The sequence below is a fragment of the Stenotrophomonas testudinis genome (assembly GCF_024499815.1).
GTDB lineage: Bacteria > Pseudomonadota > Gammaproteobacteria > Xanthomonadales > Xanthomonadaceae > Stenotrophomonas.
In genome coordinates, this window is the sequence record NZ_JAMOKY010000064.1 from 1 (window position 1) to 9800 (window position 9800).

Sequence of the window (9800 nt, forward strand, 5' to 3'; positions counted from 1 at the left end):
CCCCCCCCCCCCCCCCCCCCCCCCCCCCCCCCCCCCCCCCCCCCCCCCCCCCCCCGACTCTACAAAGGCGCAGTCGACCAACGGTCGACTCTACAGAGATCAATACATCATCGCGCCTTCCACAGCTCGGCGAGACGGTCCGGTTTGCCAGCGATGCGCTCCAGCACCGGGTACTGCAGGCCACCGTGGTAGTCGATGTTCATCGTATCGATGCGGTCGAACTGCTTGACCAGCAGCACGATCGGCGCCTTGTCCTTGGCCGCGGCCGAGACGGCGTCCTTCAGGCGCTCGCTGCTGTATTCGCGGCCACCGACGGCAATCACCTTCATGCCCGGTGCCAGGCCGGCGTTGAAGGCCGGGCTGTCCCAGATCACATCACCGACCACGCCGGTGTCGAGCACGGTGGCACCCAGCGAGTACGCCAGCAGCGCGGCCTTGGCGCGCTTTTCCTGCGCCTTGTAGGCCTCGTTCGGCGTATCGCGGTAGGCCAGCTTCCAGCCAGCCAGTTCCAGGCCACCGGTCAGCGAACCGTGCCCGTCCAGGCGCTGGCGCAGGAAGCTGGCCCAGTCGTACGGCGCGATGCCATTGAGGGTCTCCACCACATCCTCGAAGGTGTACGGCTTGACGTTCCAGTCGCCATTGCCGACGCCGAAGAACGTGCGCGCGAAATCATCCAGGCTGCGGCGGTTGCCGCTCAGCGCGCGCAGCTTGCCTTCCACTTCCAGCCACAGCATCTGCCCGCCGGAGTAGTAGTCCTCGCTCATCTGGTAGTTGCGATAGGCCAGCCCGCGGCGCTGGGCGATGGTCGGGTCGTTGGTGGTGTCCTGCAGCGCGCGCCAGGCCAGGCCCGGGCGTCCACGGTCGTAGGTCGCCGCCACGTTGGCCAGCATGTCGCGGGTCTGCTCGTTCGACCACAGGCCCGAGCGCGCGGCCAGCACCTGGCCCCAGAACTGGGTCTGGCCTTCATACACCCACAGCAGGCTGTCCCCCATCGGCACGTTGAAATTGGCGGTGGCCAGGTCCGCGCCGCGACGGTACTTGCCGTTCCAGGAGTGGGTGTACTCGTGCGGCAGCAGGTCGCGCATCCACGCGTTCTTGTCCCATTCGGTGAAGTAGCCGGGGGCCGCGCTGTTCTCGCTGGAACGATGGTGTTCCAGACCGATGCCGCCGAGGCGGTCGGTCAGGGCCAGCAGGAATTCGTAGTGGTTGTAGTGGCGCGCGCCGTACAGCTTGTCGGCCTGCTGCACCAATGCGCGATGCAGCTTGATCTGTTCGTCGGTCGGCTTCAGCGACTTGGCGTCGTCGGCGAACACGTTCAGGTGCACCGGCACCTTCGCACCGGGGTCGAGATCGATGCGCTGGTGGTGCTCGCCGGCAAACAGCGGCGAATCGACCAGGTGGTCATAGGAGATCGGCTTGAACACCACGGTGTCGCCATCGCGGCGCGCGGTTTCCAGTGCGGTGGCATAGCCCCAGCCCTTGGGCAGCGTCACGCTGGCCTGCGCCTGCAGGTTTCGCGCGTCGACGCCGGCCGGGTACAGCGAGTTGGCGTTCCACTGCAGGTTGAGCATTTCCGGGGTCATCACCACACGGCCCTGGCTGCCGCCCTGCGAGGAGAGGAAATCGAAGTGGGCGACGATCTCGCTGACACCCTCGGGAACGTCCACCTTGAACGCATAGACGTTGAACTGGTCGCGCTGCCAGGCCAGCGGCTTGCCGTTGGCGGTCACGCGCAGGCCGGCCAGCTTGTCGATCGGGCCGGTGGGCGAATGGTTGCCGGGAATCCACTGCGGGTACAGCAGGGTGACCGGACCGGGCTTGACCGGCACGGTAGCGGTCACCTTGAAGATGCGACGGGCAAGGTCACGTGCATCCACATCGATGCGCAGCAGGCCGGGGGCCGCGGCATCGCCCGGCGGCGAGGTCTGCGCCACCGCAGGCGTGGACGCCAGCGCGAACAGCACGGACATCACCAGGGCACGGGTCTTCATCAGGCAGGTTCCAGCTACGGTAGAACCTTTGATGCTAGGCCTGTGTAGTGCAGAACCCCATGGCCGAAGGTCATGGTCGGTGTGCCCATCCACGCGTGGCGTGGATCTACTGGGGCGCGTGGGCGGAAAAGGTCATGGGCGGTGCCCATCCACGCATGGCCTGGATCTACGGGTGTGCCGACCGGATGCAGTAGATCCACGCCATGCGTGGATGACATGCACCCGCCAGCGCCGGGCCATGCCCGGCGTACCACCTTCCGCAGTCAGTCCACCAACCGCAGACGCAGTTCCTTCGGCAGGGCGAACACCATCGATTCCGGCTCGCCGTCCAACTCGCCCACGCCGTTGGCGCCCAGCTCGGCCAGGCGGGCCAGCACGCCATCCACCAGCACCTGAGGTGCCGAAGCACCGGCGGTCACGCCGATGTGCTGCTTGCCTTCCACCCAGCGCGGGTCGATCTCGTGCGCGCCGTCGATCAGGTAGCTCTCCACGCCTTCACGGCGGGCCAGCTCACTCAGGCGGTTGGAATTGGAGCTGTTCGGCGAACCCACCACCAGCACCAGGTCGCAGCGCTTGGCCAGGTCGCGCACGGCGTCCTGGCGGTTCTGCGTGGCGTAGCAGATGTCGTCGTTCTTCGGGCCTTGCATCTCCGGGAACCGCTCGCGCAGCGCCTCGATGATGCCGCGCGTGTCGTCCACCGACAGCGTGGTCTGGGTGGTGTAGGCGAAGTTCGTCGGCTGGTTGATCTCCAGCGTGGCGACCTGCTCCACGTCCTCGACCAGGTAGATCTGGCCGGTACCGGCTTCGCGGTTCCACTGGCCCATGGTGCCTTCCACTTCCGGGTGACCGGCGTGGCCGATCAGCACCACGTCACGGCCGGCACGGCAGTGGCGGGCCACTTCGAAGTGGACCTTGGTCACCAGCGGGCAGGTGGCGTCGAACACTTTCAGGCCGCGGCGGTCGGCTTCCTGGCGCACGGCCTGGGAGACGCCGTGCGCGCTGAAGATGACCGTGTTGTTGTCCGGCACTTCGTCCAGTTCCTCGACGAAGATCGCGCCGCGCTGCTTCAGGTCGTCGACCACGAAGCGGTTGTGCACCACTTCATGGCGGACGTAGATGGGCGCGCCCAGCGTTTCGATCGCGCGCTTGACGATCTCGATCGCACGATCGACACCGGCACAGAAACCACGCGGGTTGGCGAGCAGCACATCCATCAGTTCAGTCTCCCGGCAGCGGCCGGCTTACGGTTTCGGGGTGGCATTATCCGCCTTTTTGGCGGACTTGCCGTCGAACAGGCCAAACAGGGCGATGCCCACGGCACCGACCACGATGGCCGAGTCGGCCACGTTGAACGCCGGCCAGACATGGTCACCGATATACCACTGGATGAAATCAACCACATGACCATGCACCTGGCGGTCGATCACGTTGCCGATGGCACCACCGATGATCAGCGCGTACGGCACCGCTGCCTTCCAGTTGCCACGGGCGGTGGCGCGCAGCCACCACGCCATCAGGCCGCTGATGGCGATGGCCAGCACGGTGAAGAAGTGCTTCTGCCAGCCACCGGCGTCGCTCAGGAAACTGAACGCCGCGCCGGTGTTGTAGGTGCGGTACCAGTTCCAGAAGCCGTCAATGACCACCACCGGCTGGAACTCCGGCAGGCTCGACAGCACCCAGGCCTTGGACCACTGGTCCAGGCCGATGATGGCGGCCGACAGCAGCAGCCAGACCAGGGCGTTGGGATGCGGACGGGGCGCGGCCATCAGAACCAGCTCCGCACTTCACCGGCACCGGTGATGTTGCCCGCGCAGCGGCCGCACAGTTCCGGGTGATCGGCGTTGCTGCCGACGTCGGCGCGGTGGTGCCAGCAGCGCACGCACTTGGTCTTCTGCGTCGGCTGGGCACTGACGAACACTTCGTCGGTGGTCGCCGGGCGCACCTGCACGTCGCCGCTGATGAACAGGAAACGCAGTTCATCGGCCAGCGGCTGCCACTTCGCGGCCTGCTCTTCGCTGGCGGCGATGGTGATTTCCGCTTCCAGCGCGGCACCGATGGCACCGTTGGCGCGCATCGGCTCGAGCACTTTGGCCACCTGCTCCCGCACGGCCAGCAGCTGGTCGAAATCAGCTGCGTTGAGCTGGGCATCGGCAGGCAGCGGCGCCAGGCCGTCGTACCAGGTGGTGAACAGCACGTGTTCGGCACGCTTACCCGGCAGGTAGCCCCACAGCTCGTCGGCGGTGAAGGTCAGGATCGGCGCGATCCAGCGGGTGAACGCTTCGGCGATGTGGTACATCGCGCTCTGTGCCGAACGACGACCGTGCGAATCGGTCGGCATCGTGTACAGGCGGTCCTTGGTCACGTCCAGGTACAGCGAACCCAGGTCCACGCTGCAGAAGTTCAGCAGCAGCTGGACGATCTCGGCCATGTTGTAGTTGTCGAACGCGGCCTTGATCTTTTCCTGCAGTTCCCAGGCGCGGTGCACGATCCAGCGGTCCAGCGCGACCATCTCGTTCAGCGGGCGCAGGTGCTTGGCCGGATCGAAACCATCCAGGTTGCCCAGCAGGAAGCGCGCGGTGTTGCGCAGGCGGCGGTAGGCATCGGCATTGCGCTTGAGGATTTCCTGCGACAGCGACATCTCGTTGCTGTAGTCGGCCGAGGCGATCCACAGGCGCAGGATGTCCGCGCCCAGCTTGTTCATGATGTCCTGCGGCTCGATGCCGTTGCCCAGCGACTTGGACATCTTGCGGCCGTGCTCGTCCACGGTGAAGCCGTGGGTAAGGCACTGCTTGTACGGGGCACGCTGGTCGATGGCCACGCCGGTCAGCAGCGAGGACTGGAACCAGCCTCGGTGCTGATCCGAACCTTCCAGGTACAGGTCGGCCGGCTTGCCGAAGCCACGCGCGGCCAGCACGCCTTCATGGGTGACGCCCGAGTCAAACCAGACGTCGAGGATGTCGGTGACCTTCTCGTAGTCGGCCGCTTCGGCGCCCAGCAGTTCGGCCGCGTCCAGCGAATACCACACGTCGATGCCCTCGGCTTCAACGCGGTCGGCGACCTGCTGCATCAGCTCCACCGTGCGCGGGTGGATCTCGCCGGTCTGGCGATGGGTGAACAGCGCGATCGGCACGCCCCAGGTGCGCTGGCGCGAGATGGTCCAGTCCGGGCGACCGTCGACCATGCTCTGGATGCGCGCCTTGCCCCAGCTCGGGAACCAGCCCACGGTATCGATGGCGGCCAGCGCATCGTTGCGCAGGTTGGCCTTGTCCATCGAGATGAACCACTGCGGGGTGGCGCGGAACACCACCGGCGTCTTGTGGCGCCAGCAGTGCGGGTAGCTGTGGCGGATCGGGTGGAAGGCCAGCAGCGCGCCGTTGTCGCGCAGCACGCCGACGATGGCCTCCTGCGCCTTCCACAGATGCTGGCCAGCCAGCACCACGTCACCGGCCGGCGGGGTCGATTCCAGGTACACGCCACGGCCGTCGACCGGGGTGATCTGGCCGGCGTTGTACTTGTCCAGCAGGCCGTACTTCTGGCTGACCACGTAGTCTTCCTGGCCGTGGCCGGGGGCAGTGTGCACCGCACCGGTACCGTCCTCGTCGGACACGTGTTCGCCGTTGAGCACCAGGATCTCGCGCTCGGGGTAGAACGGGTGCGCCAGCAGCTGGTTTTCCAGCGCCTCGCCGGTGGTTTCACCGTGCAGCACCACGTTTTCGACGCCATAGCGCTGCAGGGCGCGCTCGGCCAGGGCCGCGGCCAGCACCAGCCAGCGGCGCTTGCCGTTGTGCGCGGGGCCTTCGGCCAGCACGTAGCGGATCTCCGCGCCCAGCGACACCGCCAGCGAGGCCGGCAGCGTCCACGGGGTGGTGGTCCAGATCGGCACGGCCACTTCGACATCGCCCGGCAGGCTGACGCCGAAGGCCTGGGCCACGGCCTGCGCATCGCGCGCGGCGTAGGCCACGTCGATCGCCGGCGATTCCTTTTCCTGGTATTCGATTTCCGCTTCGGCCAGCGCCGAGCCGCAGTCGAAGCACCAGTAGACCGGCTTGGCGCCACGCACCAGGTGGCCGTTGGCCACGACCTTGGCCAGCGCACGGATCTCGTTGGCTTCGAAATCGAAGCTCAGGGTCTTGTACGGGTTGTCCCAGTCACCGGTCACGCCCAGGCGCTTGAAATCGGCGCGCTGGATGTTGATCTGCTCTTCGGCGAACTCACGGCACTTCTGCCGGAACTCGACCGCGTCGAGCTTGGTGCCGACCTTGCCCCACTTCTTTTCCACCGCGATCTCGATCGGCAGGCCGTGGCAATCCCAGCCCGGCACGTAGGGCGCATCGAAGCCGGCCAGGTAGCGCGACTTGACGATGATGTCCTTGAGGATCTTGTTGACCGCGTGGCCCAGGTGGATGCGGCCGTTGGCGTACGGCGGGCCGTCATGCAGCACGAACAGCGGGCGGCCGGCGGCGTTGTCACGCAGCTGCTGGTAGAGCCCCTGCGCTTCCCACCGCGCCAGAATGCCCGGCTCGCGCTTGGGCAGGTCGCCGCGCATCGGGAATTCGGTGGCTGGCAGGTTCAGGGTGGTCTTGTAGTCCTGGCTCACGCAGTGGCTCGCAATCTATGTTCGGAAAGGATGGCGCGCGCCTGGTCGGCGTCGCGGTGCATCTGGTCGGTCAGTGCCGCCAGATCGTTGAATTTCTCTTCGTCGCGCAGCTTGGCGACGAATTCCACTTCGATGTGGCGACCGTACAGGTCGCCCTGGAAATCGAACAGGTGGGCTTCCAGCAGCGGCTCCACGCCTTCCACGGTCGGCCGGGTGCCGAAGCTGGACACCGACGGCCACGGCTGGTCGAACACGCCGTGCACCCAGGTAGCGTAGATGCCCGACAGCGCCGGCGTCTTCGGGAAGCGCAGGTTGGCGGTGGGGAAGCCAAGCGTACGGCCGAGCTGTCGCCCACGCACGACCCGCCCGCTGATCGCGTAGGGGCGACCGAGCAGATCGTTGGCATGGGTGAAATCGCCGGCCTGCAGCAGCTGGCGGATGCGGGTGCTGGAGATGCGATCGCCGTGCAGGTCGACCGCTTCGATCTCGCCGGCGGTGAAGCCGAGCTCGGCGCCCATGGCCTGCAGCAGGGCCAGATCGCCGCGACGGCGGTTGCCGAAGCAGAACTCCGGACCGATCCACACTTCGCGCGCGCCCAGGCGCTGCGCCAGCAGCGTGCGGACGAAATCCTCGGCCGGCATGGCCGCCATCGCCGCGTCGAAGCGCAGCAGGCCGATCGCATCCACGCCCAGTTCGCGCAGGATCTCGACCTTGCTGCGGGCCAGGGTCAGCCGCGGCGGCGGCGTGCCCTGGGCAAAGAATTCTCGCGGCAGCGGCTCGAATGCCACGGCCACCGCGGCCACGCCCAAGGCGCGCGCGCGGGCGACCGCGTGGCGGACCAGCGCACGATGCCCCAGGTGGAGGCCGTCGAATGCACCGATACAGACCACGCTTCCGTTGGGGAACAGCTCCCCGCCCTCGACGCTTCTGAACAGCCTGCTCATCAACTCTCGTTCCGGCCCACCCGGGGCCGCCGCTTCAATGGTGTAACCCTGAAGTATAGCCGTCGTGGCCCCCGATCAATGCCCGCGCAGGTCGCGGGGGCGGAAGCCCATCGCCAGCATGGCCACGCCGTAGGTCGCGCCACCGCCGCCGACCAACAGCGCCAGGGCGCCGATCCGCTCCCACACGCCCATGGCCGAGAAGGCAGGCAGCCAGTGCAGCAGGGCCAGCAGCACGCCGACCATGGCCACGCAGGCCACCAGCAGGCGTGCCAGATAGCCGCCCCAGCCGGGTCGGCGCTGGTAGACATCGGTCTTGCCCAGCCAGTACCAGAGCAGGCCCAGGTTCAGGTAGCTGGACAGCGCACTGGCGATACCCAGGGCCAGGTGCAGGCCCGGCTGCTTGCCGATGGCGGTCATCACGCCCTGTGCCTTCAGCTCGTCGGGCACCATCACCTGGTACAACACGGCCAGCAGGGCGAAGTTGAACACCATGTTGGCCACCAGCGCGGCCACGCCGGCACGCACCGGGGTCCGGGTGTCCTGGCGGGCGTAGAAGGCCGGCAGCACGACTTTCAGGAGGGCGAACGCCGGCAGGCCGAAGCTCAGGCCGTACACCGACAACGCGGTCATGCGGGTGTCGAAGGCGCTGAACTGGCCGTGCTGGAAGATGGTGGCGATCAGCGGCTCGGCCAGGAACAGCAGGCCCAGCATGGCCGGCACCGAGATCAGCAGGGTCATGCGCAGGCCCCAGTCCAGCGAGCGCGAGAAGCCTTCGCGGTCGGTGCTGACGTGGTGGCGGGCCAGCGCCGGCAGGATCACCGTGCCCAGGGCCACGCCGAACACGCCCAGCGGCAGCTCAAGGAAACGATCGGCCAGCGACAGCCAGGACTGCGAGCCGTCGGTCAGCTTGGCGGCGATCAGGGTGTCCAGCAGCAGGTTGATCTGCGCCACCGAGGAGCCGAACAGGGTCGGCACCATCAGGGTCATTACCTTGCGCACGCCCGGGTGGGTCCAGCCCCAGCGCGGCAGGGTCAGCAGGTTGATGCCCTTCAGCGAGGGCAGCTGGAACAGCAGCTGCAGGATGCCGGCGGCCAGCACCGCCCAGCCCAGCGCCAGGATCTGCTTTTCCGGGGTGCCGCCCAGCCGCGGCGCCAGCCACAGGGCACCGGCGATCATGCACAGGTTGAGGATGACCGGGGTCAGCGCCGGCATGGCGAAGCGCTGGAAGCTGTTGAGCGCGCCACCCGCCAGGGCGGTGAGCGAGACGAACAGCAGGAACGGGAAGGTCAGGCGGAACAGGTCGACCAGCAGGCCCTGCTTGACCGGATCGGTATCAACCCCGCTTGAGAACACCGACGCCAGCTGCGGCGCGAAAATCAGCGCCACGGCGGTCACCAGCATCAGGATGCCGCCCAGGGTGCCAGCCGTGCGCGCCATCAGTTCGCGCAGCTCTGCATGGCTGCGGGTCTCTTTCACTTCCGTGAACACCGGCACGAAAGCGGTCGCGAATGAGCCTTCGGCGAACAAACGGCGGAGGAAATTGGGTACCCTGAAGGCGACCCAGAAAGCATCAGTGATGGCGTTGGTGCCGAACGTGGTGGTCACCACGAAGTCCCGGACAAGTCCGAGAACGCGCGAGACCATGGTCATGCTGCTGAACGACAGCAGGCCCCGCAACAACTTGGGTGAACTCACTCAGCGTCCCTCTTGACAATCGACTTGACGTGCATTTCTTACGCCATCATACTAGCTAGCTTGCTGTTCCCATAACACCGATTTTTTCAGGAAACCACCACCGTGGCCAATATCAAGTCCGCCAAGAAGCGCGCCAAGCAGACCGTCGTGCGCAACGCGCGCAACGTGGCTCAGCGCTCGATGCTGCGCACCGCTGTCAAGAAAGTGATCAAGGCGCTGGACGCCAACGATGCCGCCGGCGCCGAAGCCGCCTTCGCCGTTGCCCAGCCGATCCTGGATCGCTTCAGCGCGCGTGGCCTGATTCACAAGAACAAGGCTGCTCGTCATAAGAGCCGCCTGAACGACCGCATCAAGGCCCTCAAGGCCGCCTGATCCGGCGTTGCCGCCCCGCCCTTCGGGGTTGGGCAGCAGACAAAAGCCCGGCCTCGGCCGGGTTTTTTGTTGCCTGCGATCTGCCCCATGTAGAGCCGAGCCCCACCTCGGGGGCCGTTCGCGCGGGCCCCCGCCCCATGGGGGGGCGCGAACCAAAATCGCCCGGACCCAAAAAAACCCGCCGCGGCCGGGGTTTTTGTG

7 protein-coding genes are annotated in these 9800 nt (G+C 66.9%); 1 reads left to right on the forward strand and 6 read right to left on the reverse strand.

The window, feature by feature from the left end; translation table 11 throughout:
• Positions 1-107: 107 nt before the first annotated feature.
• From NQ204_RS19195 to murJ, 6 genes are all read right to left on the reverse strand, one after another.
• Complete coding sequence (locus NQ204_RS19195) at positions 108-1991, reverse strand: M61 family metallopeptidase (protein WP_256644671.1); 1884 nt, start codon at positions 1989-1991, stop codon at positions 108-110.
• Between the two features lie 263 nt (positions 1992-2254).
• Complete coding sequence (ispH, locus tag NQ204_RS19200) at positions 2255-3205, reverse strand: 4-hydroxy-3-methylbut-2-enyl diphosphate reductase (RefSeq protein ID WP_108768184.1); 951 nt, start codon at positions 3203-3205, stop codon at positions 2255-2257.
• Positions 3206-3232: 27 nt separating this feature from the next.
• On the reverse strand, positions 3233-3757 hold the full coding sequence (gene lspA, locus NQ204_RS19205; RefSeq protein ID WP_164075163.1) for a signal peptidase II: 525 nt from the start codon (positions 3755-3757) through the stop codon (positions 3233-3235).
• A complete protein-coding gene (ileS, locus tag NQ204_RS19210) occupies positions 3757-6588 on the reverse strand; it encodes an isoleucine--tRNA ligase (protein WP_256644672.1) in 2832 nt (943 codons plus the stop codon). The genes lspA and ileS overlap by 1 nt, the downstream gene beginning before the upstream one ends.
• Positions 6585-7532, reverse strand: coding sequence for a bifunctional riboflavin kinase/FAD synthetase (locus NQ204_RS19215; protein WP_256644673.1), 948 nt, complete (start codon positions 7530-7532; stop codon positions 6585-6587). Before NQ204_RS19215 ends, ileS begins: the two co-directional genes overlap by 4 nt.
• A gap of 75 nt (positions 7533-7607) precedes the next feature.
• Positions 7608-9212: a murein biosynthesis integral membrane protein MurJ gene (murJ, locus tag NQ204_RS19220; RefSeq protein WP_116865192.1), complete on the reverse strand. Its 1605-nt coding sequence runs from the start codon at positions 9210-9212 to the stop codon at positions 7608-7610.
• 117 nt (positions 9213-9329) lie between these two features.
• Here murJ and rpsT point away from each other — a divergent pair, with 117 nt between their 5' ends.
• On the forward strand, positions 9330-9599 hold the full coding sequence (gene rpsT / locus NQ204_RS19225) for a 30S ribosomal protein S20 (protein ID WP_005408560.1): 270 nt from the start codon (positions 9330-9332) through the stop codon (positions 9597-9599).
• The last annotated feature ends 201 nt before the right edge of the window (positions 9600-9800 follow it).

Excerpts from the sequence above, each read along its gene's own strand:
- NQ204_RS19195 (WP_256644671.1), bottom strand. The coding sequence starts at position 1,991 with ATGAAGACCCGTGCCCTGGTGATGTCCGTGCTGTTCGCGCTGGCGTCC.
- ispH (WP_108768184.1), bottom strand. The coding sequence starts at position 3,205 with ATGGATGTGCTGCTCGCCAACCCGCGTGGTTTCTGTGCCGGTGTCGAT.
- lspA (WP_164075163.1), bottom strand. The coding sequence starts at position 3,757 with ATGGCCGCGCCCCGTCCGCATCCCAACGCCCTGGTCTGGCTGCTGCTG.
- NQ204_RS19215 (WP_256644673.1), bottom strand. The coding sequence starts at position 7,532 with ATGAGCAGGCTGTTCAGAAGCGTCGAGGGCGGGGAGCTGTTCCCCAAC.